Origin of the sequence: Streptomyces liliifuscus (assembly GCF_016598615.1) — a bacterium.
Classification (GTDB): Bacteria; Actinomycetota; Actinomycetes; order Streptomycetales; family Streptomycetaceae; genus Streptomyces; species Streptomyces liliifuscus.
Genome location: NZ_CP066831.1, coordinates 1,796,775 through 1,823,597, shown reverse-complemented (window position 1 = coordinate 1,823,597; position 26,823 = coordinate 1,796,775). Strand labels below are relative to the sequence as shown.

The following is a 26,823-nucleotide window of genomic DNA, read 5'->3' as shown; positions in this document are numbered from 1 at the left end:
GCCCCGGGCGCCTCTGCTGCTGAGGGTGGTGCGTCAGCCGTCAGCCGAGCACGATGCCGTAAGCCTTCGTGCCGGTGCGGTTGTCGTAGACGATGTCGCCCGTGGACTTCCTCCAGATCTTGATGCGGTACGTGTCGGGGGAGTCCGTGATGGTGATGCGGAAGGCGTAGCCGCCGGTGCCGTTCACCGTGCCGGAGCCTTGGTACTGGGCTTCGGAGCGGGTGACGACCAGCCAGTCCGAGGCGGTGGAGCGGAACTTCAGCTTGGCCGCCGCGAAGTCGAAGGTCGCGTTGCCGCTGGGCACGGTGTCCTTCGCCTTCTTGTACGCGGCGCCGAAGGAGAAGCCCGCGAGACCGGTCAGCGAGGGCTTCGCCGGGTAGGCGCCCGCCGGGGAGGAGATGACTCCTACGCCGGCGATCGGACCGGCCCCGCGGTCGTAGACGACCAGTTCGGGCAGCTGGGTGCTGTCCTTGCCGCCGTCGTCGTCGGTGACCGTGATCACCGGACGGTGGATGCCCGCCTTCTTGTAGGTGTGCGTGGCCTCGCAGCCGGTGGCGGTGACCTTGCCGGTGGTCGGGTCGGTGCCGTCCTTCCAGTCGACCTTGCACGTCTGGGTGTCGTCCGCCCCCAGGTCGGTGAACTCGGCCTTGACGGCCGCGCTCCTGCCGACGGACACCGCCGAGGCGGGCCCCGTGGCCGACGTGATCACCGGCGCCGCGTTGTCCACGGTCACGGTGAGCGTGTCACTGCTGCGGCCACCGGTCAGCGTCACCTCGTACGTACCGTCGTCGGCGCAGGTGATCGACGTGAGGATGGCCTCGGGGTCGGCGAACGTGCAGGGCGCTCCGGCCCCGACCGTCCAGCGTGGCCTGCCCGCCCCGGAGATCGTGCCCGTGACCGGGATCGCGGTGCCCTCCGTGCCCATCGCGTCCGGGCCCGCCCGGACGATGGTGACCGGGTCGATGCTCGACAGGGTCGGGACGACCTTCTTGATCAGGCCGTCGGCGTCGAACTCCAGCTTGTCGACGGTGGTTTCGCGGTTCGTGCCGTCCCCGCCGGGGATGGCGAAGCGGTGGTAGGCGATGTACCAGTCGTCGGTGTTCGGCACCTTGACCACCGAATGGTGGCCGGGGCCCTTGATGCCCAGGGACAGGTCCTTCTCCAGGATCACGCCCCGCTTGGTCCAGGGGCCCGTGGGCGAGGAGCCGGTCGCATAGGCGACGCGGTAGTTCTCGTCCCGGGTGTCGTTCTCCGACCACATGAAGTAGTAGGTGCCCTTGCGCTTGATGACGAAGGTGCCCTCGTTGTAGCCGCTGGGAGTCATGTCGGTGACCTTCGAGGCGTCGAAGGAGATCATGTCGTCGTTCAGCGGGACGGCGTACGCCCTGCCGTTGCCCCAGTAGAGGTACGGCGTGCCGTCGTCGTCGGTGAACACCGCCGGGTCGATCATCTGGCCCGGGTACAGGCCCGCCTTCAGCAGCGGCTTGCCCAGCACGTCCTTGAACGGACCGGTGGGCGAGTCGGACACCGCGACACCGATGTTCGCGTCGGCGCAGAAGTAGAAGTAGTACTTGCCGTTCCGCTCCTCGATCGCCGGCGCCCAGGCCCTGCTGTCGGCCCAGCCGACGTCAGGACCGAGGTCCAGGATGACGCCGTGGTCCTCCCAGTGCACCAGGTCCTTGGACGAGTACGCCTTGAACTGCGTGCCGCTCCAGCCCGGGAAGCCGTCGGTGGTCGGGTAGATGTAGAAGGTGTCGCCGAACCTCGTGATGTTCGGGTCGGCGTTGAGCCCAGGCAGCACCGGGCTCTTCATCTCGAGTGCCCTGACCGTCCAGGTGCGCTTCCTGCCGTCCGAGCCGGTCACCTCGTACTTCACGGGCTCGGTGAAGTCGTGCAGCGAGCCGGACGCGGGGCTGATCGACGCCCCGTGGGCGAGGCCGAACTCCGGTGCCAGGGCCGTGACATCACTGCCCTCCGCGAGTGGGAGCGTGATCCTGCTGTCCGCGTCGTCGATGATCGCGCCGACCTTCAGCGCGGGGTGGGTCGCCGAGGCGATCCCCGTGGTGTTCCCGCTCAGCTCCAGGACCTCGGCGGGCGACAGGGCCCGGTTGTAGATCCGGAAGTCGTCGACCTCGCCGCCGAAGTACGGGTCGGGGGAGTACATGGACCTGCCGATGTAGCCGGAGTAGCCCTTCGACGCGTCGTACAGCTCGGACGGCCTGATGGTGACGCCGGTCGCCCGGGCCGCCTCGACGCCGTCCACGTAGAGGACCGCCGTCTCGGTCGCGCCGTTCACCGTCACGGTGACGTGCTGCCACTCACCGGGGGTGAGCTGCGAGCCGCCGATCATCTGCTTCTCGCCCGACCAAGTGGCCTTGGTGATCGCGGAGAAGAGCTTGCCGCCGCCGTTGGACGGAGTGGCGAAGAGGTACTTGTCGCTGTCCGGGCCAAGACCGAACAGCCACTGGAAGTTGTCCCCGCCCTTCCACTTGGCGTACGTGGAGACGGTGACGCTGTCGGTGTTCCTGAGCACGCCGTTCGGGATCCGCACATACGGTGACGTGGTCGAACTGCTCGACCCGCCGGACATCTTGAACGAGCCGCCGTCCACGCCGGTCCCGAAGTCGGGCGTACGGACGTATGTGCCGTGGTAGCCGTGGCCGCTGGAGTCACGGGCGATGCTGCCGCCCGTCTCGTCGAAGCCGTAGTGCAGGACCAGGTCGGCGGGCACGTCGGGGCCCTCCGCCGAGACCGTGACCTCGGCCTCGGCCCGGAGCGCGGCGCCGTCGGGCAGGCTGCCCTTCACGGTGAACGTACCGGCCTGCGCGTACGCCGAGGCCGGGACGTCGTCCCAGGTGACGGAGACCGGACGCTCGACCCCGTCCGCGTACTCGGCGATGACCGTGCCCGGCAGGACCGGGGCGTCACCGATGCCCGTCGTGACCTTGACGTCCTCGACCGACTCGACGATCTGGTCCGGCTGGTAGGCATTCAGCAGCCGGTCGTACTCGGCCTGCGTGACCGGAAGTACCGTGCCGTGGCGGGGCCTTGACGGAAGGTCGTATCCCGTGGACGGGGTCCAGTTGCCCGAGGCGAGGTTCGTCGTCTCGAAGGGGATGTAGCCGCGGCCGCCGAACTCGTCGAGGAACGCGTACCACTTCTCCTCGGTGTTGGACTTGAACACCAGCGGTCCCTCGGCGGCGCTCATCGCGCCCTTGCCGATGCCCTCGGCCACGAAGTCCCAGGACTCGTCGAGGATCGAGTCGCTCTTCTCCTGGAAGATGAACTTGCTGTTGGGGGTCGAGGAGGAGTTGTTCCGCTCGTCCTTCGAAAGCCGGTAGTAGGTGTCACCCTGCTTGATCATCGTCGAGTCGATGACGGAGTAGCCGCGGTCGATCCACACCTTGGGCTCGCTGAAGGTGCGGAAGTCCCGGGTGGTCGCGTACATCATGCGGTTGTACGTGTCGCCCGAGTGCTCGGGGTTGTCGTACAGCTTCGACGCCCAGAAGACGACGTACGAGCCGAGCTTCTCGTCGTAGAACGCCTCCGGCGCCCAGGTGTTGCCGGCCGAGTCGGGCGAGACCTTGACCAGTCGCTGGTCGGTCCAGTGGACCAGGTCGGTTGACTCCCAGACCATGATGGACTTGCTGCCCGTGCGCTGGGACGCGTCCCAGTTGCCGTTGCCGTAGATCCGCAGGTCGGTGGCTATCTGGTAGAACTTGTCGCCCTCGGGGGAGCGGATGATGAACGGGTCGCGCAGGCCCTTCTCGCCGAGCGTGGAGGTCAGGACGGGCTTGCCGTCGTTCAACTCCCGCCATTTCAAAGGGTCGTCGCCCTTGCTGAGTGCCGCGTAGAGCTGCTCGCCGTCCGAGGTGCCCTCGCCGGTGAAGTAGCTGAACATATAGCCCTTGAGGGGTGCCTCGGCGGGGAGTTCGGGCACCTTCGCGGTGAGGACGCGGGTCGCCTGCGCGTCGCCCTTGGTGACGGTCGCGGTCAGCTCGACGGTCGTGCCGCCGTCGCCGTGCGCCGGGCGGTGGACGATGCCGTCGGCGGAGACGACGTCCGGCTTCGCGGAGGTCCAGCCGACCTTGGTGCCGTACGAACCGGTCGCCGGCAGGGTGATGTTGCCGCGCACGTCGTCGAGGTTGTCGACCTTCAGCGCCTCGGCGGCCTGCTCGGTTGCCGTGTCGTCGTCGAAGGCGGCCGGGACGGTGATGTCGAACGACTTGGTGTCGGTCACCGGCCCCTTCTTCAGGGTCGCCGTGAGCGTGGCGCGGCCGTCCGGCTCGCCGGCGGCGGGGCGCGTGACGGAACCCGAGTCCGACACCACCGAGGGTGTGTCGGACTTCCAGCTGATGGCGGAGCCGCCCGCCGTGCCCGTGGCCGGCAGGGTCAGGTCCGCGACGACGGCGCTCGTGTCGCCGAGGGTGAGGGCGGCCTTGTCGTCGGCCACGCCCCGGGTGGCGACGGGGAGGGAGAGCTGCTCGACCTCCGAGCCGGCCAACGCCCGGTCGTAGACCCGGAAGTCACGGATGCTGCCCTTGAAGAGCTTGTCGCCCGGGTACACCGACTTGCCGATGTAGTTGGCGGTCGTGGTGCCGGAACCGATGGAGCCGGGAGTGATGGTGACCGCGGTGTTGCGGGCCACCTCGACGCCGTCCTCGTACAGGACACCGGTGTTGCCGGTCTGGGTGTACGTGACCTGCTTCCACACGGCGCGGGTCATGGCGCGGGCGGGGGAGGGCTGGGTGGTCTGTTCCGTCGACCAGTTGCCGGAGGCGATGGAGGTCCGGAAGGTGCTGCCGGTGGTGAACAGATAGCCGTTGCCCGCGGAGCCGCTCGTGTTGCCGAAGCCGTAGACGAAGTACGGGGTGTTCTGCGCGGAGTCGACCTTCACGTCCATCGAGACGGAGATCGAGTTCATGCCGCTCATGATGTTGTCCGGCACCTTGACGTAGGTGTCGGAGCCGTTGAACGAGAGCCCCTCACCGGCGTCGGACCAGGTGGCGGCGCCGTTCACCGTGCCGGTCCGGCCGTTGCCGGAGGCGTCGGCCACGGTGGTGCCCGAGGCGGCGTCGAGCTTGTACCAGAGGGCCAGGCCGTCGGTGATGTCAGCGCTCTCGGCCGCGTCGGCGGGGGCTACTGGCCCGGCGAGTCCGAGGACCAGTGAGGCCGCGGTCAGTCCGGCGAGCCCTCCTGCCCAACGTCTCGTACGGCTACGGGGTCTCGCGAGTTGCATCGTTTCAACTTCCTCTGCTGAGACATGCCGGAAGGAAAGGATCGCGAGGTCTCAGCAGCGGGGCTCGTGCCGTTTCGCGTGTGTGACGTCGCGTTGCGAGAGTGTGAAGCGGTGTGAACGGGGGCGTCAAGAGGTTCCGAACAATGTCCGGCCGGTCGAACGGTTCGAGGACTTCGCGCAACACCCGTAGGTCCGCGTGACGTTCGTGGTTTTACGTCACGGAAAGCCGACCGGAACCAAACGCGTCAGAAGCGTTGACGCGTACCTCGTGCGTCCTTATCTTCTGGTCGAAGTTACGCACGCTGTACGGTATTTCGAACGGCGTGTTCATCGGAAGGGGACTCAGCGTGTTCCGTGCCCGTCACTGGTGCACCCTCGTGGCAGCGCTGCTCGTGATGCTCGCCTCGGTCGCCACGCAGCCCGCCACGGCCGCGGAGGGGCGGCCGTACACGAACCCCGTCAAGGCGCAGAAGGGCGCCGACCCCTGGCTGGAGTACTACAACGGCAACTACTACCTGGTCACCACGTCGTTCACCGGTGTGCTGACCATGCGGAAGTCGCCGACCCTGGCCGGTCTGTCCGTGGCCCCCAGCGTCCAGGTGTGGAGTGACACCACCTCCACCCGGAACACCAACTTCTGGGCCCCCGAACTGCACTTCGTCGACGGGCACTGGTACCTGTACTACTCCGCGGGGCAGAGCGGCGTCGCCTGCTGCGACTCCCAGCGCACCTACGTCCTGGAGAGTGTGGGCACCGATCCGATGGGCCCGTACACCTTCAAGAACCAGCTCACGGGCTCCAACCTCACTCCGGGCGGCTGGCTCATCGACGCCAGCGTCCTGCGGCACAACGGGAATCTGTATCTGCTGGGCAGCGGCTTCATCAACGGCAGTACGCAGAGCCTGGTCATCGCCCCGATGAGCAACCCGTACACGCTGAGCAGCTCCACCTTCAGCGTCATCTCCAGCCCGACGCTGGGCTGGGAGACCTCGGGCGGTGCCGTCAACGAGGGGCCCGAGCCGCTGTACCACGACGGCCGCACCTTCCTCACCTTCTCCGCCAGTCACTGCCAGACCGCGGACTACAAGCTCGGCCAGCTCGAACTGACCGGCAGCAACCCGCTGTTGGCGTCCGCCTGGACGAAGAAACAGACCCCCGTCTTCCAGCGCAACGACGCGGCCGGTGTCTACGGCCCCGGTCACAACGGGTTCTTCACCTCGCCCGACGGCACCGAGAACTGGATCGTCTACCACGGCAACAACACCGCGAACGGCGGCTGCGGCAACGGCCGGACCACCCGCGCCCAGAAGTTCACCTGGAACGCGGACGGCACGCCGAACTTCGGCACCCCGGTCGCCCTCGGCACCACGCTCCCCGGCCCGGCAGGGGAGACCGCGGCGACCCCGACGGCGTACACCCTCGTGAACCGCAACAGCGGCAAGTGCCTGGACGTGGCCGGTGGCAGCACCGCGGACGGCGCCAACATCTTCCAGTGGACCTGCACCGGCGGCGCCAACCAGAAGTGGCGGATCGAGGACCAGGGCAACGACACCAGCCGGCTGGTCAACGTGGCGACCGGCAAGGTCATGGACACCGCCGGCTGCGCCGCCGCAGACGGAACCGACATCGCCCAGTGGTCCTGGCTGAACAACAACTGCCAGAAGTACCGCCTCGTGTCCACGGCGACCGGTGACTACGTGCGGATCGTCAACGAGAGCACCGGCAAGGTCGCCGACGTCGCCAACTGCGGTACGGGCGACGGCGTCGACGTGCGCCAGTGGACCTGGCTCAACAACACCTGCCAGCAGTGGCAGTTCAAGCCCACGACGTGACCGACGACGTGACCGAGGCGCGTCCGGCTCGACCGACGCGTTCGACGTGATCGGGACGCACGTGATCGAGAGACATTCGATGTGATCGAGAGGAACTCAGTGAGACGCACGATCGCAAGGGTGGTCACGGCGCTGCTCGTCACCCTGGCCGCCCTGACCTCCGGCATCGCCGAGGCCGCCGCCCCCGCCTCGCCCGCCGTCACCTTCACCAACCCGATCGCCGAACAGCGCGCCGACCCGCACATCTTCAAACACACCGACGGCTACTACTACTTCACCGCCACCGTGCCCGCGTACGACAGGATCGTCATGCGGCGGGCCACCACGCTCCAGGGCCTGTCCACCGCCACCGAGACGACGATCTGGACGAAGCACGCCAGCGGTGAGATGGGCGCGCACATCTGGGCGCCGGAGATCCACTTCATCGACGGCAAGTGGTACGTCTACTTCGCCGCCGGCGCCACCAACGACATCTGGAAGATCCGGCCGTACGTCCTGGAGACCAGCGCCGCCAACCCGCTGACCGGGACCTGGACCGAGAAGGGCCGTATCGCCCTGCCGCTGGACACCTTCTCGCTCGACGCGACGACCTTCACCGTCGGCGGCACCCGCTATCTGAGCTGGGCGCAGAACGACCCGGCGGTCGGCACCGGAACCAGCGTCTACCTCGCCCCGATGTCCAACCCCTGGACCATCAGCGGCACTCCGGCGCGCATCTCCACCCCGACGCTCTCATGGGAGATCGTCGGTCACCGAGTCAACGAAGGTCCGGCCGTCATCCAGCGGAACGGCAAGGTCTTCATGACCTTCTCGGCCAGCGCCACCGACGCCAACTACTGCCTCGGCCTGCTGACCGCCAACGCCACCGCCGACCTGATGAACCCGGCCTCCTGGACGAAGACCCAGACCCCGGTCTTCAAGAGCAACGACGCGACCGGCCAGTACGGCCCGGGCCACAACACCTTCACCACGTCCGAGGACGGAAAGTCCGACGTCCTCGTCTACCACGACCGCAACTACAAGGACATCAGCGGCGACCCCCTCAACGACCCCAACCGCCGTACGCGCTACCAGAAGCTGTACTGGAACGCCGACGGCACGCCCAACCTCGGCATCCCGGTGGCCGACGGTGTCACCCCGGTCCGCTTCTCCTCGTACAACTTCCCCGACCGGTTCATCCGGCACTGGGAGTACCGGGCGAAGATCGAGCCGAACGTCACCAACCTCGCGGACTCCCAGTTCCGTGTCGTGACCGGGCTTGCCGGCACCGGGACCGTCTCCCTGGAGTCGGCGAACTTCCCGGGGTACTACCTCCGCCACCGGAGCAACGGTGAGGTGTGGGTGGACAAGAGTGACGGGAGTACGGCCTTCAAGGGTGACGCGAGCTTCTACCGTCGGGCGGGGCTGGCCGATGCGGCGGCGGGGGTTTCGTTCGAGTCGTACAACGTGGCGGGCAGCTACATCCGGCACTACAACTATCTGCTCGTCACGCAGCCGGCCGACACGACGACTGCCAGGGCTGACGCCACGTTCTACGCCGAGTAGGCGGGGGGTTCGTTCGTCGGTTGCCGGGTGCGGGTCGTTCGTGGCTGGTCGCGCAGTTCCCCGCGCCCCTTAGGGGGCCAAGGGAAGCCTCATTGCGAAGGTCGTCTCGCCCTGGCGGCTTGTCAGGGTGATCGTGCCGCCGTGGGCCTGGACCAGGGAGCGGGCTACCGCCAGGCCCAGGCCGCTGCCTCCGCGGTCTCGGCTGCGGGCCTTGTCGATGCGGAAGAAGCGGTCGAAGACGCGCTCCTGGTCGGCGGCCGGAATGCCGGGACCGGAGTCGGTGACCCGGACGATCGCCGCGCCGGACTCGACGGACACCTCCACGGACACCTCCGTACCGGCCGGGGTGTGCACGGCCGCGTTGGTGAGGAGGTTGTCCAGGACCTGGCGGATACGCAGGGCGTCGAGGCGCAGCCGCACCGGACCGGGACCGGCCGTCACGGTCAGCGGATGGTCCGGGCGGGCCGCGCGGAACGCCTCCGCGGCCTGGCGCACCAGCTCCGCCAGATCCGCGTCCTCCAGCCGCACCGGTGCCTCCACCTCGGCGGCGTCCAGCCGGGCGAGCAGCAGCAGGTCGTCCAGGAGCACGCCCATCCTGGCCGCCTCGGCACGCAGCCGGGCCAGGTGCTTCTCCCGTTCCTCGGGCTCGTTGGCCGCCGCGTACTGGAATAGGTCCGCGTAGCCGCGTACGGACATCAGGGGTGTACGCAGCTCGTGCGAGGCGTCCGCGACGAACCTGCGCAGCCGCTGCTCGGCCTCCGTGCGGACGGCCAGCGAGTCGTCGATGTGCTCCAGCATGGTGTTGAAGGCGGTCCGCAGCTCCTCGACCTCAGGGCCGCCGTTCCCGCGGTCGGCGCGCACCGGAAGCCGCGCCGAGTCGGTGAAGTCGTGCGAGGTGATGCCGCGGGCCGTGTGCGCCATGTCGCTGAGCGGCTTCAGGCCCCGCCGAAGCACCGCACGGCCGAACACCACGAGCCCCACCAGCGCGAGGGCGAAGGCGACGACCTGGACCGTGGCCAGCTGGTCCATGGTGTCCTCGATGTCGTCCATGGGCGCCGCGGTGACCAGCACCACCCCGGGTTCGGCCTCGCACGCACGCAGCCGGTAGGTGCCCTTCCCCTTGATGTGCGCGGTGCGGAACAGCGGGTCGTGGCCCGAGGCCCGCAGTGCCTCGGCGACGGTGGCGAGCTCATCGGCGTCCGCCGGTACGTCCGCCGGCTTGCGGAGGACGGCCGAGTCGGTCGAGACCTCGTACGAGGCGGTGTACCAGCCGTAGTACGGCTTGCCCTGCACGGTGCCGTACGCCGTGACGTCCTTGGACTGGGTGATCTGGACCAGCTTCATCTGGTCGTTGAGCTGGCGTTCCAGATAGCCCCGCATGTACATCGACAGCGACGCCCCGACCACGGCGAACACGACCAGCGAGAGCACCCCCATACCGAGGGCCAGCCGGGTGCCCAGGCGGAGCCTGCGGTAGGTCTCCCTGAAGCGACGGATCACTCGGCGACCTGCCGCACCACGTAACCGACGCCCCGCACGGTGTGGATGAGCGGTGCCTCGTCCGTGTCGGCGAGGCCGGTCCCGTCGAGCTTGCGGCGCAGCCGGCTGATGACCAGCTCCACCACGTTCGACCGGCCGCCGAAGCCGTACTCCCAGACATGGTCGAGGATCTGCGCCTTGGTGAGCACGGTCGGCGACTTCCGCATCAGATAGCGGAGCACCTCGTACTCGGTCGGGGTGAGCGTCAGCAACCGGTCGCCGCGGCGCACCTCGCGGGTGTCCTCGTCCATGGTCAGGTCCGCGACGCTCAGCACCGACCGCTGGAAGGCCGGTCCCGCGCTGCGGCGCAGCACGGTCCGCAGCCGGGCCATGAGTTCCTCCACCGCGAACGGCTTCACCAGGTAGTCGTCGCCGCCCCTGGTCAGGCCCGCGACCCGGTCGGCCACGCCGTCCCGCGCGGTCAGGAACACCACGGGCACCATCGTCCCGGACAGCCGCAGCCGGTCGAGCACGGCGAAGCCGTCGAGCCCGGGCAACATGAGGTCGAGCACCACGATGTCCGGATGGAAGTCCGCGGCCCGGTGCAGCGCCTCCTCGCCGGAGTTCGCGGTCACCGCCTCCCAGCCCTCGTAGCGGGCGACCGTCGCGACCAGGTCGGCGATGGGCGGGTCGTCGTCCACGACGAGAAGTCGTACTTTTTCCACGTGCCCATAGTGCTTTACGCGCCTCCCGACGCCATAGCCGCGGGCCTGTCTACTTCATATCGATAAAAACTTGAAAGTTGACCGACAGGAAAACGACAGCCCCCGCCAGGCAGGCTCGGAGTCCCAGGACCCGATCTAGGAGTTGCCGTCCGTGACTACTGTCCAGACGACCGTTCCGCCGCCTCCCGCGGCTGTACGCCCCAAGGTGGTGGCCCGCGCCGGCCTGTACGGCGTGCTGGCCGTGAACGTCGCCGTGGTGACCGTGTTCTTCGTCCAGGCCGGGTTCGCCTCGAACGCCCTCATCGTCATCGGCCGGCTCCTCGGTCTGTACGGCGCTCTCCTCATGGCCTTTCAGCTGCTGCTGGTCGCCCGCCTGCCGTGGCTCGACCGCCGCATCGGCATGGACCGGCTGACCTCCTGGCACCGCTGGGTCGGCTTCGGCCTGCTGTGGACGCTGCTGGGGCACGCCGTGTTCATCACCTTCGGCTACGCCGACTCCTCCGGCATGGACCCGGTGAGCCAGCTCGTGGACCTCGCCGAGACCGTCGAGGGCGTGCTGCGCGCCGTCGTCGCGCTGGTGCTGATCCTCGTGATCGGCGGTGTCTCGGCCCGCTACGCCCGCCGAAGGCTGGCCTACGAGACCTGGCACTTCATCCACCTGTACACGTACCTCGCGGTCGTGCTGGCCTTCACGCACCAGGTCGCGGTGGGTACGACCTTCACCGCGTCGTCCTTCGCCACGGCCTACTGGTACGGCGTGTGGGGCGTGGCGCTCGGCGCGGTCGCCCTGGGCCGGCTCGTGCTGCCGCTGTGGCGGAACATGCGCCACCAGCTGCGGGTCTCGGCCGTGGTGCCCGAGTCCGACAACGTCGTGTCGATCTACATGACGGGCCGCGACCTGGACCGGCTGCCGGCGCGCGCGGGCCAGTTCTTCCTGTGGCGGTTCCTGACCAAGGACCGGTGGTGGCAGGCCAACCCGTTCTCCCTGTCGGCGGCACCCGACGGCCGGACACTGCGGCTCACCGCCAAGGTCGCGGGCGACGGCACCGCGGGCCTGCGGCACCTGAAGGTGGGCACGCGGGTCTTCGCCGAGGGCCCGTACGGCGCCTTCACCGCGATGCACCGGACCCGGCCGGAGGCCGTACTGATCGCCGGCGGCGTGGGTGTCACCCCCATCCGGGCCCTGCTGGAGGAGGTGGAAGGGCACGCGGTGGTCATCTACCGGGTGTCCACGGACCGGGACGCGGTCCTCTACGACGAGCTGCGGGAACTCGCCCAGGCCAAGGGCGCCGAGCTGCACCTGGTGTCCGGGCCGGTCAGCCCCGACAAGCTGGCGCCGCACGAGCTCGTACGGCTCGTGCCGGACATCGGCGACCGGGACGTCTTCCTGTGCGGGCCGCCGCCGATGATGAACGCGGTGCTGGGCAGCCTGCGCGAGCTGAACGTGCCCAAGCAGCAGATCCACTTCGAGCGCTTCAGCCTGGCGGGATGAGAGAGACACCGTGAAACGAGCCATTCCTGTCCTGGTCCTGACCGTCGCGGGTCTGATCCCGGTGTGGCGCTACGCGCCCTCGACCGACACGTCGTCCACCACGGAGGTCGCCGAACCCGCCTCGACACCTTCCACGTCCTCCTCGGGGGGTACCTCGAACCAGGTCGTCGCCGGTTCGACCATCAAGACCGAGAAGGGTCCCGTACAGGTCGAGGTGACCTTCGACGGCGACAAGATCAGCTCCGTACGGATGCTGCAGCAGCCGAACCATCCCCAGACCAAGGCCGCCGTCCCGAAGCTGATCGCGGAGACGCTCACGGCGCAGAGCGCCGACATCGACGCGGTGTCCGGCGCCACGATCACCAGTGAGGGGTACGTCGAGTCGCTCCAGGCGGCCATCGACGCGAAGCCGGCGTCTTCCTCGTCGTCTTCGTCCTCCTCCTCTTCTTCGTCCTCGCCATCCGCCTCCGCCGCCGCCTCCCAGGTCGTCGCGGGTTCGGCCGTCGGCACGGAGAAGGGCACCGTGCAGGTGGAGGTGACCTTCGAGGGCGACAAGATCGACGCGGTGCGGATGCTGCAGCAGCCGAACCACCCGCAGACGAAGGCGGCGGTTCCGAAGCTGATCGCGGAGACGCTGGAGGCGCAGAGCTCCGACATCGACGCGGTCTCGGGCGCCACGATCACGAGCGACGGGTACGTCGAGTCTCTTCAAGCCGCCATCGACGCGAAGGGCTGATCGTGATGTCGACGGCTGAGGAAGTGCGCCGAGTCGAGCACATCATGGGGCTGCCGATCTCCCTGCGGATCGACGACCCCGACCCCGATGGGGGTGCGTCCGTGGCCGCGGACCGGGTGTTCGCGTGGCTGCGGGAGGTCGACGCGCGGTTCAGCCCGTTCATCGCCGACAGCGAGGTGTCGAGGCTGGGCCGGGGAGAGCTCGAAGCCCACGAGCTCAGCGCGGACCTCGTCGAGGTGCTCGACCTGTGCGAGGAGTACCGGGTCGCGAGCGGGGGCGCGTTCCAGGTGCGGCTGCCCGGCCGCGGACTCGACCCCTGCGCGATGGTCAAGGGCTGGGCGGTGCAGCGGGCGGCCGAGTCGCTGCTCGCCGCGGGCGTGAGGACGTTCTGTCTGAACGCCGGCGGCGATGTGGTGTCCGCCGGCCGTCCGTGGCGGGTGGGAGTGCGCCACCCGGAACAGGCCGACCGGTTGTGCGCGGTCCTGGAGATCACCGACGGAGCGGTGGCCACCTCCGGGCGGTACGAGCGGGGTGACCACATCCTCGACGGCCGCACCGGACGTCCGGCGACCGGACTGCTCAGTCTCACGGTCGTGGCCCAGTCCCTGACCGAGGCGGACGCGACGGCGACCGCGGCGTTCGCGATGGGCGCGGACGGGATCGACTGGGCCGCCGCGCGGGAAGGCTGCGAGGTGTTCGCCGTGGACGCCGAGCGCCGCGTCTTCCGCACGGCGGGGTTCCCCGTCGCCGCCTGATCGCGGGGAACCGCTCGCAGAAACTCCTGAGGGCCCTGACATCCGCAACCGCGGGTGTCAGGGCCCTCGGTGGTGTGCCCGCACCATATGGGGAACAAAATTGTTGACAATCTTGTTCGTCTAGATTTAGGTTCGACAGGCACTCACTCAGGGGGCACACATGCCGAAACAAGCCCGTCCGAGCACCGGAGAGCAGGCCAGGCAGCACGCGCTCACACAGCTGCGGCAGGCGATCCTGCGTGGCGAGATGGCACCGGCCCAGCGGCTGGTGGAGAACGAACTCGCCGAGCAGTTCGGTGTGACACGGGCCAGTGTGCGGGCGGCACTGATCGAGTTGGAGTCGGAGGGACTGGTCGAGCGGATCCGCAACCGCGGTTCGCGGGTGCGGGTGGTGACCGTGGAGGAGGCGGTCGCCATCACCGAGTGCCGCATGGTCCTCGAAGGGCTGTGCGCGGCCAAGGCGGCCGTCGCGGTCACGGACGAACAGCTGACCCGGCTGGTCGACGTGGGCGAGGCGATGTCCAAGGCCGTCGCCGACGGCGAGCCGGTGACCTACTCCGACCTCAATCACGAACTGCACGCCCTCATCAGGCAGTTCTCCGGCCAGCAGACGGCCGTGGAACTGCTGGAGCGGCTCAACGGGCAGCTGGTGCGCCACCGTTTCCAGCTCGCGCTGCGACCGGGGCGGCCCCAGAAGTCCCTGGGTGAGCATCTGGCCATGATCGAGGCGATCAGGGCCCGGGACCCGCAGGCGGCCGAAGCGGCCGTCCGCGCCCACCTTTCGGGTGTGATCGACGCGTTGCGCGAGTGACACCTCGGGGTGGGCCAACCGGCTTGTCCACCAAGGAGATTGCAACAATGACGCATGGCAACGTGGCCGGTACGTCACCACCGCCGACGCCCCCCACCCCACGATCCACGCTTGTCATCACCGCGCATGCCGGGGACTTCGTGTGGCGGGCGGGTGGGGCCGTCGCCCTCGCCGCCTCGCGTGGTGAGAAGGTCACCATCGCGTGCCTGACCTACGGCGAACGCGGTGAGTCCGCGAAGGCCTGGCGTGAGGGCAGGTCGCTGGAGGAGATCAAGGAGATGCGCCGTGCGGAGGCCGAGGCCGCCGCCGCCACCCTCGGCGCCGAGGTCGTCTTCTTCGACGCCGGCGACTACCCCCTCACCGTCACGCCTGAACTGACGGACAGGCTCGTGGCCGTCTATCGCGAGGCGCAGCCGGACGCCGTCCTCACCCACCCGCTCGAAGACCCCTACAACGGCGACCACCCGGCAGCCGCCCGGATGGCGTTGGACGCACGGGTGCTCGCCCAGGCCATCGGCTACCCGGCCGAGGGGGAGATCATCGGCGCCCCGCCGGTGTTCTTCTTCGAGCCGCACCAGCCCGAGATGTGCGGCTTCAAGCCGGAGGTCCTCCTCGACATCTCCGAGGTGTGGGAGACCAAGCGCAAGGCCATGGAGTGCCTGGCCGCCCAACGGCATCTGTGGGACTACTACACAGACCTGGCGGTCCGCCGAGGCGTGCAGCTCAAGCGCAACGCGGGCCCCAACCTCGGTCTGCCGCACACCACTTACGCCGAGGCGTACATGCGCCCGTATCCGCAGGTCACAGGGGAGCTGGCATGAGCGGTCTGATCGTCACCAACCCTCCGAAGGCCGCCGGGAAGGACGTCGAGGCGCTCTCCGCGTACGGCGTGGCGACCGTTCACGAGGCCCTCGGCCGCACCGGCCTCCTCGGCAGCGACCTGCGCCCGATCCAGCAGGGGGTACGGGTCGCGGGCACCGCCGTCACCGTGCTGAGCTGGCCCGGCGACAACCTCATGATCCACGCGGCGGTCGAGCAGTGCGGCGAGGGAGACATCCTCGTCGTCACCACCACCTCGCCGTCCACGGACGGCATGTTCGGCGAACTCTTCGCCACCGCCCTGCAACGCAGGGGCGTACGCGGTCTGGTGACCGGCGCCGGTGTGCGCGACACCGAGGAACTGCGCGCGATGGGCTTCCCCGTCTGGTCGGCGGCCGTCTCCGCGCAGGGCACCGTGAAGGCCACCGGCGGATCGGTCAACGTACCCGTGGTCCTCGGCGGACAGAGTGTCCGGCCGGGCGATGTGATCCTCGCCGACGACGACGGCGTGATGGTCGTACCGCGCGAGCGGTCCGCCGAGGCGGTCGACGCGTCCGCCGCGCGCACCGCGAAGGAGGAGGCGACACGCGCAGCCTTCGCCGAGGGCCAACTCGGCCTGGACCGCTACGGGTTGCGCGAGACGCTCGTACGACTCGGTGTGCGCCATCAGTCGTACGAGGAGTACCGGCGGGAACGGCGGGACTCGTGGGACGGGGCCGGGACGTGACCGGGCACAGGAATGGAGCCGGGCTGTGACCGGGCACCGGGTCGGAGCGGGCTCGTGACCGGGACATGGTCCGCGGCCGGGTCCGAGGAGGTGCGCTGCATGCTCATGCGCGGCGGCACATCCAAGGGCGCCTACTTCCTGGCCGATGACCTGCCCGCCGAACCCGCCCCGCGCGACGACCTGTTGCTGCGCGTCATGGGCAGCCCCGACCCGCGCCAGATCGACGGCCTGGGCGGGGCGCACCCCCTGACCAGCAAAGTGGCGGTGGTGTCCGCCTCGACCGAGCCCGAGGCGGACGTCGACTACCTGTTCCTCCAAGTCGGCGTCGACAGACGGGAGGTGAGTGACCGTCAGAACTGCGGGAACCTCCTCGCCGGGGTCGGCCCGTTCGCCGTCGAACGCGGACTGGTCGCCGCCGGAGAGGGCCGTACGTCGGTGCGGATCCGCATGCTCAACACCGGGGACCTCGCCATCGCGTCCTTCCCCACTCCGGAGGGGCGCGTCGACTACACCGGCTCCGCCGAGATCTCCGGGGTGCCGGGGGCCGCGGCGCCGGTGGTCATCGAGTTCCCGCAGGGAGGCAGTCCGTTGCTGCCGACGGGCCGGGTGCGTGACCTCGTCGCCGACGTACCGGTCACCTGCGTGGACAACGGCATGCCGACCGTGCTGATCGCCGCGTCCTCGCTCGGCGTGACCGGGTACGAGACCCCCACCGACCTGGAAGCGGACCAGACCCTCACCGAACGGCTCCGGGAGATCCGGCTGGAGGCCGGAAAGCTGATGGGGCTCGGTGACGTCGAAGGCACCACCGTGCCCAAACTCAGCCTGCTGGCACCGCCGTTGGACGGTGGCGCGGTCATGACCCGCACCTTCATCCCGGTGCGCTGCCACACCTCGATCGGGGTCCTGGGCGCCGCGAGCGTCGCCGCCGGACTGCGGATCGAGGGCGGCGTCGGCCGGACGGTCGCACGTCTGCCGGCCCACGGGGACCGGGTGCGCATCGAGCACCCCACCGGATTCCTCGACATAGAAACGACCCTCGCGTACGACACCCCGGGCGCTGAACCCGGTGCTGAACCGGGCATTGAACAGGGCGCCGCAACGAGAGCCGCTTCAGTCGCTGCCCCGAGCGCCGCCCCCGTGGCCCGGCGTACCGCCGTCGTCCGCACCGCACGCAAGATCTTCGACGGCACGGTCTTCCCCCGGCCGGCCGGAGCCGCACAACACCCCTGAGGAGGCCCCATGGCCCCGCCGCTCGGCGACATCGCCCACCTCGGGCACGTCGAACTGCTCACCCCCGACCTGGACGCCAGCGTCCGGTTCTTCACCGACTACCTCGGCCTGACCGAGAACGGCCGTTCCGGAGACTCCGTATACCTGCGGACCTGGGACGACTACGAGCACCACAGCGTGACCCTGACCGCCCACGCCACGTCGGGGATTCGCCGCACCGCCCTGCGCGCCTCCAGCGAGGAGGCTCTCCACCGCCGGGTCAAGGAGACCGAGAACGCCGGCCGCCCCGGCCGCTGGGTCGAGGACGAGCCGGGCATCGGCCCGCTGTACGTCACCACGGACCCCGACGGCCATGAACTCGCCCTCTACTGGGAGAGCGAGTGGTACCAGGCGCCGGACGAGCTGAAGCCCGGCCTCAAGAACCAGCCGCAGGCCAAGCCGGGGCACGGCGTGGGCGTACGCCGCCTGGACCACGTCAACTTCCTCGCCGCCGATGTCGAGCCCAACGGAGCCTTCGTACACGAGGTGCTCGGCGCCCGCCCCACCGAGCAGATCCGGCTCGACAGCGGGAGGATCGCCGCCCAGTGGCTGACCTTCAGCAGCAAGTCGTACGACATCGTCTACACCGAGGACTGGACCGGTTCCAACGGACGCCTGCACCACATCGCGTTCGCCACGGACACCCGTGAGGACATCCTGCGGGCCGCCGATCTCGCCCTGGACACCGGCGTGTTCATCGAGACGGGCCCGCACAAGCACGCCATCCAGCAGACGTTCTTCCTGTACGTCTACGAGCCCGGCGGCAACCGCGTCGAGCTGTGCAACCCGCTCACGCGACTCGTCCTGGCGCCCGACTGGCCGCTGATCACCTGGAGCGAGGAGGAGCGGAAGAAGGGTCAGGCCTGGGGTCTGAAGACCATCGAGTCCTTCCACACCCACGGCACGCCGCCGGTCGGCTGACACCGGCTCTCCCACGGGCCCTCAGCGGGCCTTCATTGTTCCTGAGATTGTTGACAAAAACGTTGACATTCATGGAGTGGATTTCTAGCGTCATGCGCATCACGGGGCCGGCCGCACGAACCGCTCGCGTCGCGCGCTCCCCGCCTCCCCGATCCCCTCCAGGGACACGACTCCTGGACGAGAGGAAACAACGATGTCCTCCTCCTTCGCCCTGTCCGCCCGTGGCGGCAAACTGGCGGCGTTGGCCGTCGGTCTGTGCTGGCTGGCCGTGCTCTTCGATGGCCTCGACATGTTCATCTACGGCTCGGTGCTGCCGCACATGCTGGCGGAGAAGGCCCTCGGCATCACCCCGGACCGGGCCGGTGACCTGGGCAGTTACGCCACCTTCGGCATGCTGGTCGGCGCGCTGACGGCGGGGACGGTCGCCGACCGCATCGGCCGCAAGAAGCTGATGGTCGCCTGCGTCACGCTCTTCTCGCTGGCCTCCGGCCTGTGCGCGATGTCGGGCAGTGTCGCGGTCTTCGGCCTCGGTCGCACCCTCGCCGGCATCGGCCTCGGCGGACTGCTCCCCACCGCGATCAGCATGGTCTCCGACTACGCCCCGCGCGGCCGCACCGCGCTCACCATCGGCATGCTGATGACCGCCCACCACGCCGGCGGCATCCTCTCCGCGTACGTGGCCCTGTGGATCGTGGAGCCCCTCGGCTGGCGCGCCGCCTTCTGGGTCTGTGTGGCCCCGCTGCTCTTCGTCCCGGTGCTCGCCAGGTTCATGCCCGAGTCGCTGAGTTTCCTGGTCGCCAAGGGCCGTACCGAGGAGGCTCGCGAGCTGGCCGGCCGCTTCGAGGTCCAACTGCCCGCCGCGGTCGAGAGGAAGGCGCCCGCCGACCGCTGGAACTCCCTGGTCAACCTGTTCCGCGCCGGCGAGTGGACCCAGACCCTGCTGTACTGGCTGGCCTCCTTCGGCGGACTGCTCCTCGTCTACGGCGTCGCCACCTGGCTGCCCACCCTGATGCGCAGCGAGGGTTACGAACTGGGCTCCGCGCTCACCTTCGTCGTCCTCTTCAACCTCGGTGGCATCGTGGGCATGCTGGTCGCGGGCCGGGCCGCCGACCGGTTCGGGGCGCCGCGCATCTCGTCGGTCTGGTTCGCGCTGACCGCCGCCGGAGTCTTCCTGCTCAGCGTCCACATGCCGCTCGCGGTGACGTTCACGGTGGTCTTCCTCACCGGCGTGTTCCTCAACAGCGCCCAGACCATGATCTACGCGACGGTCTCTATCCGCTCCACCCCCGACAACCGCGCCACCGCCGTCGGCTGGACCTCCGGCATGGGCCGCTTCGGCGCCGTGTTCGGCCCCTGGCTCGGCGGCCAGTTGCTCGCCGCCGGAAACGGGGACTGGGGCTTCACCGCCTTCGCGATCGCGGGCCTGTCGTCGATGGTCTTCATCGGCATCGCCGCCCTGCGCAGCTCGCGACAGACGCCCCGGGGCAGCACGCAGCAGGAGCTGATCGCCAGCGGCTGACCCACCACGGCCATGTGCCCGGGTCGGGTTCGGGGTGCGGCGCCGCCCGAGAGGAACGGCGCGGCCCTCGGCCACCCCGCTTCCCGCCCCCGGGGCACTGGTTCCGCACGGAGTATTGACTCGCGCGCACCCGCTGTGAACACTGGCCTGACTACGCAGTCATCCCGCACCTCGCATCATCACGCGCGAGATTGACTACGTAGTCAACGTCGACGAACACCGGACGAGCACGAGGAGGGTCATGGCCACCACCGGCACCGAGCCGTCGTCCTCCCGCGGTCCCGGACGCCGCCGGCGCGGCCCCGGGATGATGGAGGTCGCCCGCGCCGCGGGTGTCTCCCAGAAGACCGTGTCCCGTGTCGTCAACGGCGAGCCCCACGTCAGCGCCGACGTACGCGACCGCGTACTCGGCGTCATCCGCGAACTGGACTACCGTCCGAACAACGCGGCGCGCGCCCTGCTGATGGGCAGGTACCGGCGGATCGGCGTGGTCTCGCTCGGCAGCGCGCTCTACGGCCCGTCGACCCAGCTCATCGACCTGGAGCGGGCCATGCACCGGGTGGGCTACTCGTTCGCCGTGGCCAGCACCCTGGAAGGCCAGGGCGGCGCCGGAATCGCGGCGGCCGTGGAATCCCTGCTGGAACAGGGCGTCGACGGGATCGTCCTGTCGGAGCCCATCGACGACGGCACGCCCCTGCGACTGAGCGCGGACGTACCGGTGGTGAGCCTGGGCGAGGGCGTGCACCTGGCCGACGCGCCCAGCACCGTGGTCCGAGCCGACGGAGTCTCCGCGGCACGGATCGCCACACAGCACCTGCTCGCGCTCGGACACCGCACGGTCTGGCACATCCCCGGACCACAGGACTGGTGGACCGCCCGAGACCGGCTCCGCGGCTGGCGCGAGGCGCTGGCCGCCGCCGGAGCCCCCGAACCACCACTGCCCGCGGACGGCGACTGGACCCCGGCCTCGGGCTACGCGGCCGGACAATCGCTGGCCCGACTCCCCGACCTGACCGCCGTGTTCGCCGCCAACGACGACATGGCCCTCGGCGCGCTGCGCGCCTTCGCCGAGGCCGGACGCGCCGTACCCGCCGAGGTGAGCGTGGTCGGCTTCGACGACATCCCCGCCGCGCCCTATCTCTCCCCGCCGCTCACCACCGTCCGCCAGGACTTCGCCGCCATCGCGACCCGCGCCGTCGACGTCCTGGTCGCCATGATCGAGGGCAGGCCCCATCCGGCCGAACCCGTAGACCTGGCAGTCGAGTTGACCGTACGCGACTCCACCGCACCGCCCCCCGGCCGACCGAACCCATCGCATCTCCCGGCCCGCTGACCGACCTTGTCGCGACCCCAGGCCCGCTGACCCACCTCGTCGTACCGCCCGCCCGCTGATCGACCCCATCCGCCCGAACCGCCGAACCGTCGGCGGGACGGCCGACCTCGCCGTCGGCCGGATCCGCCCTGCCCGCGTGTGCCCGGACCGGGACGTCCGTCGTACGCGCACCCCGTAGCCGCACCACGTGAGGAGTCACGTGTGTACACCCCACCGCCCCTGCCGCGCCGCACCCTGCTGCGTGGCGCCCTAGGCCTGGGCACGGCCGCCGCGCTCGCCGCCTGCGGCCGTGACAGCACCACCGCCCGCACCTCCGGAGACGTGAACCTCGCCCTGTGGACCCACGACCCGGGATACGAGGCCTTCTTCCGCAAGGGCGTCCCGGAGGCCGACGGGCTCACCGACTTCCGCTACCACCTGACGGTCACCCGCGCCGGACCGGCCGACATCGTCACCAAGCTGCTCGCCCAGGCCGTCGCCGGACGCGGCACACCGGACATGGCGGGCTTCGAGATCGGCAGCTTCCCGCGCATGCTGCGCGGCGACATCTCCGAGCGGCTGCTGCACGACTTCACGCCCGACATCGCCACTGTGCCCGGACTGAAGGAAGACCTGCTGCCGGCCCGAACCGCCCCCTACAGCAAGGACGGCCGGGTCTACGCCCTCGACTCGGACACCCCCATGGTCGTCTACTACTACCGCGACGACCTGTTCACGGAGTACGGGCTGGCGAAGGACACCCCGACCTGGGAGGAGTTCGCCGAACTCGGCGCCCGCGTGCACAAGGACCACAACGCCTCGCTCTGCGTCGTCAGCACCAACGGCAGCGACACGGCTCAGATCGTGCAGTCCTTCCAGATGCTGCTCTACCAGCGCGGCGGCGCCTTCTTCGACGCCGACCAGAAGCTGGTGCTCGACTCGGCCGAGGCCGAGGAGGTCCTGCGCTTCCTGTGCGAGGGGCTGCGCAGCGGCTTCGTCATCGACATCTCCGACTACTACGGCGCGGCGATGCAGACCGCCCTCAAACAGGGCAGGGTCATCGGCCTGCCCATGGCCATCTGGTACAAGAGCTACGGTCTCGTGCCCAACGTGCCCGAGCAGAAGGGGAAATGGCGGGTCCGCGCGATGCCCCGCTTCGCCGAGGGTGGCGGGACGACAGCGGCCCTCGGTGGCACCGGCTTCGGGGTCATCAAGGACAAGGCCAACACCCGTGCCGCCACGGACTTCCTTCTCAACACCTGGCTCACACACGAGGGTCAGGTCCGGCGGTTCATCGAGACGGGCTATCTGCCCACGCGGCGGTCCGTGTTCGAGGACCGGCAACTCAGAGGTCTCAAGGACGACTTCTGTGGCGGGCAGCGGCTGTTCGGTCTCTATCGGGACCTGCTTCCGGATGTGCCTCCGCAGCACACGAGTCCCGACCAGTCGATTCTCTTCGACGTGCTCGCCGGGAATCTGTTGCGGGCCTATCGCGGGGACGTCAGTCCGCGGAGCGCTCTGCGGCGGACCGCGGAGGAGTTCCGAGACCAGGCCGGGCGCTAGCGCCGTTTGAGCACGCGCCATTGGAAGACTGCGGGCCGTCTGCGGCTGGTCGCGCAGTTCCCGCGCCCCTGACGGGGCGCGCCCCAGGACCGCATCTGATGTGTGGCACGTACGCCAGGAGAGCCGCCCATGACCACTGCCATCGCCGGCCCCGCCGGCACTACCCGCGAACGCGCGCACGCGAACCGGACCGCTCCCCGTCTCAAGCAGTCCCGCGCCCCCTACCTCTTCATCGCCCCCTTCTACGTCCTCTACGTGCTCTTCATGCTGGTGCCCGTCCTGGTGTCGCTCTGGCTGAGTCTCACCGAGTGGGTGGGGCTCGGTACTCCGCACTGGGTGGGGCTGCGCAACTACCGGCTCCTCGCCACCGACGTCAGCTTTCATCGGGCCCTGGGCAACACGGGCGTGTTCGTGATGATCGCGGTCTTCGTGGTCGTGCCGCTGGCGCTGCTGATCGCGCAGGCCCTCAACACCCGTGGCCTGCGGGTGCGCGATCTGTGGCGCACCGCCTACTTCGTGCCGATCGTCGTCTCGCCGATCATCGTGGCGCTCATCTTCGGGCTGATCTTCGACCGGCAGTTCGGACTGCTGAACTCCGTCCTGCGGGCCCTGTTCGGCACCGGAGGCGTCGACTGGCTCGGCGATCCGGGCCTGGCCAAGGTGAGCATCGGGCTCGTGATGCTGTGGCGCTGGACCGGCTACCTCACCGTGTTCTTCCTCGCAGGGCTCCAGGCCGTACCGAAGGAGTTGTACGAGGCGGCGGCCCTCGACGGCGCCGGACGCATCCGCACCTTCACCACCGTCACCCTCCCGGCGCTGAAGCCGGTGACCGCCTTCGTGGTAGTCACCTCCTTCATCGGCGCCGCGCAGATCTTCGAGGAGCCGTATCTGCTGACCGGCGGCGGACCGTCCGAAAGCACCCTGTCCGTGACGATGTTCATCTACCGGGCGGCCTTCCAGCGCCAGCAGTTCGGGTACGCGGCCGCCGCGGCCGTCGTGCTGTTCGTCCTCGTCTTCGGGCTCAGCCAGCTCTTCAACCGTCTGCTCGGCATCGGGAGGGCGACCTCATGAGCGCGACCACTTCCGCCACCTCCATACGCGCTTCCGTACGCTCCTCCGCGGGCGCCAGGACCCGCCGCGGCCTGCTCTACCTGACGCTGGTCCTCCTGCTGCTCGCCTTCCTGGCCCCGCTCGTGTGGGCGCTGAGCGGGTCGTTCAAGCCGCGCGGCGACATCTTCGCGTACCCGCCGAAGCTGGTTCCGGATCCCTTCACCCTGCACAACTACCGTGCGCTGATAGAGGATCAGCCCTTCGCGCGCTGGTTCGTGATGAGCACAGTGGTCGCCGTCGTCGCCACCGTCGTGTCGGTCTTCGTCTGCGCCCTGGCCGGCTACGGCTTCGCCAAGTTCCGGTTCGCGGGCAAGAGGCTGCTGTTCGGCGTGATGTTCAGCTCGCTGTCCATCCCGTTCGCGGTGATCCTCGTGCCGCTGTTCGTGATCCTGGTCAAGACCGGGCTCGGCAGCCCGTGGTTCGCGCTGATCGTGCCGTGGGTGGCGCCCGCCTTCGGGATCTTCATGATGCAGCAGTACATCGTGCAGTCCGTCCCCGACTCGGTCCTGGAGGCCGCCCGCATCGACGGTGCGAGCGAGTTCGGCATCTTCCGGCGGATCGTGCTGCCCCTGCTGCGCCCCTCGCTCGGCGCACTCGCCGTGTGGACCTTCCTGCAGAGCTACAACAGCTTCCTGTGGCCGCTGGTCCTGGTCTCCGACAGCTCGCAGTACACGCTGCCGCTGGGCCTGCAGACCCTCTTCGTCTCGGAGCAGCGGCAGTACGACCTGGTGATGGCCGGTGCCGTGCTGGCCGTCCTGCCCGCCGTCGCCCTCTTCGTGCTGCTGCGCAAACAGCTCCTCGAAGGCCTTTCCACGGGTGCCGTCAAAGGCTGACGCACCCTCATGTCCCGTAAAGGAGAAGCATGTTCGAGCTGCCCGGCCGGGTTCTGTTCGGCGCCGCCTACTACCACGAGTACCAGCCGTACGAGCGGCTCAAGGACGACCTCGACCTCATGGCGGAGGCCCGCTTCACGGTGATCCGGGTCGGCGAGTCCGTCTGGTCGACCTGGGAACCGGAGAACGGCCGCTTCGACCTCGACTGGCTCCAGCCCGTCCTGGACGGGGCGGGGGAGCGGGGGATAGGCGTCATTCTGGGAACGCCCACCTACGCCGTGCCGCCGTGGCTCGCACGGCAGTACCCCGAGATCGCGGCGGAACGGCGCACCGGCGAGCGCGTTCCCTGGGGCGCCCGCCAGGAAGTCGACTACACGCACCCGGCGTTCCGCTTCCACGCCGAGCGGATCATCCGCAAGGTCGTCGGCCGGTATGCCGCGCACCCGGCGGTGATCGGCTTCCAGGTCGACAACGAACCCGGTCTCGAACTCTTCCACAACCACGGTGTGTTCCAGCGTTTCACCGACCAGCTGCGCGAGACCTACGGCGACGTGGAGACCCTCAACCGCGAGTGGGGACTGGTCTATTGGTCCCATCGGCTGTCCACCTGGGCGGACCTGTGGACCCCCGACGGCAACGCCCAGCCGCAGTACGACCTGGCGTGGCGCCGCTTCCAGGCGAGGCTCACCACCGAGTTCATCGCCTGGCAGGCGGACATCGTGCGCGAGTACGCCCGGCCGGACCAGTTCGTCACGACGTGCATCTCCTACGACCGGCCCACGGTCGAGGACGACGAGCTGACCAGGAAGCTCGACGTCACGGCCGGCAACCCCTACTACACGATGCAGGACGCCCTCGCGCTGCCGGACGAGAACCGCCAGGGCCAGAGCTGGACCACCAACGGCACCTGGGCGCTGTACCAGAGCGCCGACCGTATGTACGCCTCCCGCCAGGAACCCTTCCTGGTGACCGAGACCGACGCGCAGGCCATCGGCTTCCCCTGGAACAACCGCCCCGCCTACGACGGGCAGTGGCGCCAGGCCGCCTGGGCGCTGATATCGCGGGGTGCCTCGATGATCGAGTACTGGCACTGGCACACCCTGCACTTCGGCACCGAGACCTACTGGGGCGGAGTGCTGCCGCACAACGGGCGACCCGGCCGCGTTTACCGCGAACTGGCTGCGCTGGGCGCCGAGTTGGAGACCGCGGGCGACCTCGTCTCGTCCCTCACCCCGGACGCCGACGTGGCGTTCCTCTACTCCAACCCCAGCAAGTGGGCGCTCCAGGCGCAGCCCGCGCTCGCCACGCCCGACGGAGGGCCCGACCGGCGCTCGTACCAGACCGTCTTCGACGCCTTCTACCGCGGGGCCTTCGACGCGGGGCTGCAGAGCAGGCTCGTACATCCGGGCCAGTTGGACGGCACGGACCTGCCGCCGGTACTCGTCGTCCCCGCCTTCTACGCGGCCGACGACGCGACCCTCGACCGCCTCCTCGCCTACGCCGAGGCCGGCGGTCATCTGGTCCTGGGTCCGCGCACGGCGTACGCGGACCACGAGGCGCGGGCCCGTACGGAGGAACAGCCCGCCCGGCTGGCCGAGGCCGCCGGAGTCACGTACGACGAGTTCAGCAATCTGGGCACCGGACTCGCCGTCCAGGGCGCGGATTCCCTTCCGCTGTCCGGGGAGGCGCGTGGCCTCCACTGGGTGGACGGCCTGCGTGCCCGGGGCGCGGACACCCTGGCCACGTACGACCACCCGCACTTCGGCCGCTGGCCCGCGGCCACGACCCACGCCCACGGCGAGGGACGCGTCACCTACGTCGGCACCGTGCCCGACCCGGAATTCGCCAGGGCCCTCCTCCACTGGGCCACCCCGGCGGACCTCACGGGTCCGGCCCACCCGAGCGTGACCTCGACGAGGGCGACCGCCCGCGACGGCCGCCGGGTCCGGTTCCTGCACAACTGGTCGTGGGAGCCGGTGGAGGTCGCACTGCCGACACCGGTACGCGACGCGCTCACGGGGACGTCGTACGCGCCCGACGAGGCGGTCCCGCTCGGGGCGTGGGACGTGAAGGTGCTCCAGGAGGAATCATGAGCAACTGAGCAACTGAGCAACTCAGCAACTGAGCAACTGA

19 protein-coding genes are annotated in these 26,823 nt (G+C 69.4%); 16 read left to right on the top strand and 3 right to left on the bottom strand.

All coding sequences use genetic code 11. The features are described from left to right. Positions 1–40: 40 nt before the first annotated feature. The gene (locus JEQ17_RS07880; RefSeq protein ID WP_200394538.1) at positions 41–5,239 is read right to left on the bottom strand and encodes a family 43 glycosylhydrolase; all 5,199 of its coding nucleotides are present in this window, start codon (positions 5,237–5,239) and stop codon (positions 41–43) included. A gap of 395 nt (positions 5,240–5,634) precedes the next feature. Here JEQ17_RS07880 and JEQ17_RS07875 point away from each other — a divergent pair, with 395 nt between their 5' ends. Both JEQ17_RS07875 and JEQ17_RS07870 read left to right on the top strand, forming a co-directional pair. After that, the gene (locus JEQ17_RS07875; RefSeq protein WP_200401374.1) at positions 5,635–7,071 is read left to right on the top strand and encodes a family 43 glycosylhydrolase; all 1,437 of its coding nucleotides are present in this window, start codon (positions 5,635–5,637) and stop codon (positions 7,069–7,071) included. Between the two features lie 120 nt (positions 7,072–7,191). Further along, a complete protein-coding gene (locus JEQ17_RS07870; protein WP_407700143.1) occupies positions 7,192–8,616 on the top strand; it encodes a family 43 glycosylhydrolase in 1,425 nt (474 codons plus the stop codon). Positions 8,617–8,685: 69 nt separating this feature from the next. On the opposite strand, the gene JEQ17_RS07865 is transcribed toward JEQ17_RS07870, so the two are convergent. Together JEQ17_RS07865 and JEQ17_RS07860 are read right to left on the bottom strand one after the other, a co-directional pair. Further along, entirely contained in the window at positions 8,686–10,116 is a 1,431-nt protein-coding gene (locus JEQ17_RS07865) for a sensor histidine kinase (protein ID WP_200394536.1), read from the bottom strand. Next, on the bottom strand, positions 10,113–10,820 hold the full coding sequence (locus JEQ17_RS07860) for a response regulator transcription factor (RefSeq protein WP_200394535.1): 708 nt from the start codon (positions 10,818–10,820) through the stop codon (positions 10,113–10,115). The genes JEQ17_RS07865 and JEQ17_RS07860 overlap by 4 nt, the downstream gene beginning before the upstream one ends. Positions 10,821–10,971: 151 nt before the next feature. Here JEQ17_RS07860 and JEQ17_RS07855 point away from each other — a divergent pair, with 151 nt between their 5' ends. From JEQ17_RS07855 to JEQ17_RS07790, 14 genes are all read left to right on the top strand, one after another. Then, positions 10,972–12,312, top strand: a complete 1,341-nt coding sequence (locus JEQ17_RS07855; protein ID WP_200394534.1) for a ferredoxin reductase family protein — start codon at positions 10,972–10,974, stop codon at positions 12,310–12,312. Positions 12,313–12,322: 10 nt separating this feature from the next. Next, positions 12,323–13,048, top strand: coding sequence for an FMN-binding protein (locus tag JEQ17_RS07850; RefSeq protein WP_200394533.1), 726 nt, complete (start codon positions 12,323–12,325; stop codon positions 13,046–13,048). 23 nt (positions 13,049–13,071) lie between these two features. After that, on the top strand, positions 13,072–13,803 hold the full coding sequence (locus JEQ17_RS07845; RefSeq protein WP_200401373.1) for an FAD:protein FMN transferase: 732 nt from the start codon (positions 13,072–13,074) through the stop codon (positions 13,801–13,803). Between the two features lie 160 nt (positions 13,804–13,963). Further along, positions 13,964–14,614 carry a GntR family transcriptional regulator gene (locus JEQ17_RS07840; protein ID WP_200394532.1) on the top strand — a complete coding sequence of 217 codons (651 nt, stop codon included), beginning with the start codon at positions 13,964–13,966 and terminating at the stop codon, positions 14,612–14,614. A 47-nt stretch (positions 14,615–14,661) separates the two neighbouring features. Next, positions 14,662–15,435, top strand: a complete 774-nt coding sequence (locus JEQ17_RS07835; RefSeq protein WP_200394531.1) for a PIG-L deacetylase family protein — start codon at positions 14,662–14,664, stop codon at positions 15,433–15,435. Continuing rightward, positions 15,432–16,160, top strand: a complete 729-nt coding sequence (locus JEQ17_RS07830) for a 4-carboxy-4-hydroxy-2-oxoadipate aldolase/oxaloacetate decarboxylase (protein WP_200394530.1) — start codon at positions 15,432–15,434, stop codon at positions 16,158–16,160. The genes JEQ17_RS07835 and JEQ17_RS07830 overlap by 4 nt, the downstream gene beginning before the upstream one ends. Before the next feature lie 99 nt (positions 16,161–16,259). Further along, positions 16,260–17,393 carry a 4-oxalomesaconate tautomerase gene (locus JEQ17_RS07825; protein ID WP_234048692.1) on the top strand — a complete coding sequence of 378 codons (1,134 nt, stop codon included), beginning with the start codon at positions 16,260–16,262 and terminating at the stop codon, positions 17,391–17,393. Positions 17,394–17,402: 9 nt separating this feature from the next. Beyond that, a complete protein-coding gene (locus JEQ17_RS07820; protein ID WP_200394528.1) occupies positions 17,403–18,353 on the top strand; it encodes a catechol 2,3-dioxygenase in 951 nt (316 codons plus the stop codon). Positions 18,354–18,546: 193 nt separating this feature from the next. Continuing rightward, entirely contained in the window at positions 18,547–19,872 is a 1,326-nt protein-coding gene (locus tag JEQ17_RS07815; protein WP_200394527.1) for an MFS transporter, read from the top strand. A 307-nt stretch (positions 19,873–20,179) separates the two neighbouring features. Next, positions 20,180–21,205: a LacI family DNA-binding transcriptional regulator gene (locus tag JEQ17_RS07810; RefSeq protein ID WP_407700142.1), complete on the top strand. Its 1,026-nt coding sequence runs from the start codon at positions 20,180–20,182 to the stop codon at positions 21,203–21,205. A gap of 201 nt (positions 21,206–21,406) precedes the next feature. Next, positions 21,407–22,747 (top strand): ABC transporter substrate-binding protein, encoded by a 1,341-nt coding sequence (locus tag JEQ17_RS07805; protein ID WP_200394526.1) that lies wholly within the window; start codon positions 21,407–21,409, stop codon positions 22,745–22,747. A 129-nt stretch (positions 22,748–22,876) separates the two neighbouring features. Next, entirely contained in the window at positions 22,877–23,818 is a 942-nt protein-coding gene (locus tag JEQ17_RS07800) for a carbohydrate ABC transporter permease (RefSeq protein WP_200394525.1), read from the top strand. Then, positions 23,815–24,690 (top strand): carbohydrate ABC transporter permease, encoded by an 876-nt coding sequence (locus JEQ17_RS07795; protein ID WP_234048117.1) that lies wholly within the window; start codon positions 23,815–23,817, stop codon positions 24,688–24,690. Before JEQ17_RS07800 ends, JEQ17_RS07795 begins: the two co-directional genes overlap by 4 nt. Before the next feature lie 29 nt (positions 24,691–24,719). Continuing rightward, positions 24,720–26,783 (top strand): beta-galactosidase, encoded by a 2,064-nt coding sequence (locus JEQ17_RS07790; RefSeq protein ID WP_200394524.1) that lies wholly within the window; start codon positions 24,720–24,722, stop codon positions 26,781–26,783. Positions 26,784–26,823: the final 40 nt, after the last annotated feature.

Excerpts from the sequence above, each read along its gene's own strand:
- JEQ17_RS07880 (WP_200394538.1), bottom strand. The coding sequence starts at position 5,239 with ATGCAACTCGCGAGACCCCGTAGCCGTACGAGACGTTGGGCAGGAGGG.
- JEQ17_RS07875 (WP_200401374.1), top strand. The coding sequence starts at position 5,635 with ATGCTCGCCTCGGTCGCCACGCAGCCCGCCACGGCCGCGGAGGGGCGG.
- JEQ17_RS07840 (WP_200394532.1), top strand. The coding sequence starts at position 13,964 with ATGCCGAAACAAGCCCGTCCGAGCACCGGAGAGCAGGCCAGGCAGCAC.
- JEQ17_RS07835 (WP_200394531.1), top strand. The coding sequence starts at position 14,662 with ATGACGCATGGCAACGTGGCCGGTACGTCACCACCGCCGACGCCCCCC.
- JEQ17_RS07830 (WP_200394530.1), top strand. The coding sequence starts at position 15,432 with ATGAGCGGTCTGATCGTCACCAACCCTCCGAAGGCCGCCGGGAAGGAC.
- JEQ17_RS07825 (WP_234048692.1), top strand. The coding sequence starts at position 16,260 with ATGCTCATGCGCGGCGGCACATCCAAGGGCGCCTACTTCCTGGCCGAT.
- JEQ17_RS07820 (WP_200394528.1), top strand. The coding sequence starts at position 17,403 with ATGGCCCCGCCGCTCGGCGACATCGCCCACCTCGGGCACGTCGAACTG.
- JEQ17_RS07815 (WP_200394527.1), top strand. The coding sequence starts at position 18,547 with ATGTCCTCCTCCTTCGCCCTGTCCGCCCGTGGCGGCAAACTGGCGGCG.
- JEQ17_RS07810 (WP_407700142.1), top strand. The coding sequence starts at position 20,180 with ATGATGGAGGTCGCCCGCGCCGCGGGTGTCTCCCAGAAGACCGTGTCC.
- JEQ17_RS07800 (WP_200394525.1), top strand. The coding sequence starts at position 22,877 with ATGACCACTGCCATCGCCGGCCCCGCCGGCACTACCCGCGAACGCGCG.
- JEQ17_RS07795 (WP_234048117.1), top strand. The coding sequence starts at position 23,815 with ATGAGCGCGACCACTTCCGCCACCTCCATACGCGCTTCCGTACGCTCC.
- JEQ17_RS07790 (WP_200394524.1), top strand. The coding sequence starts at position 24,720 with ATGTTCGAGCTGCCCGGCCGGGTTCTGTTCGGCGCCGCCTACTACCAC.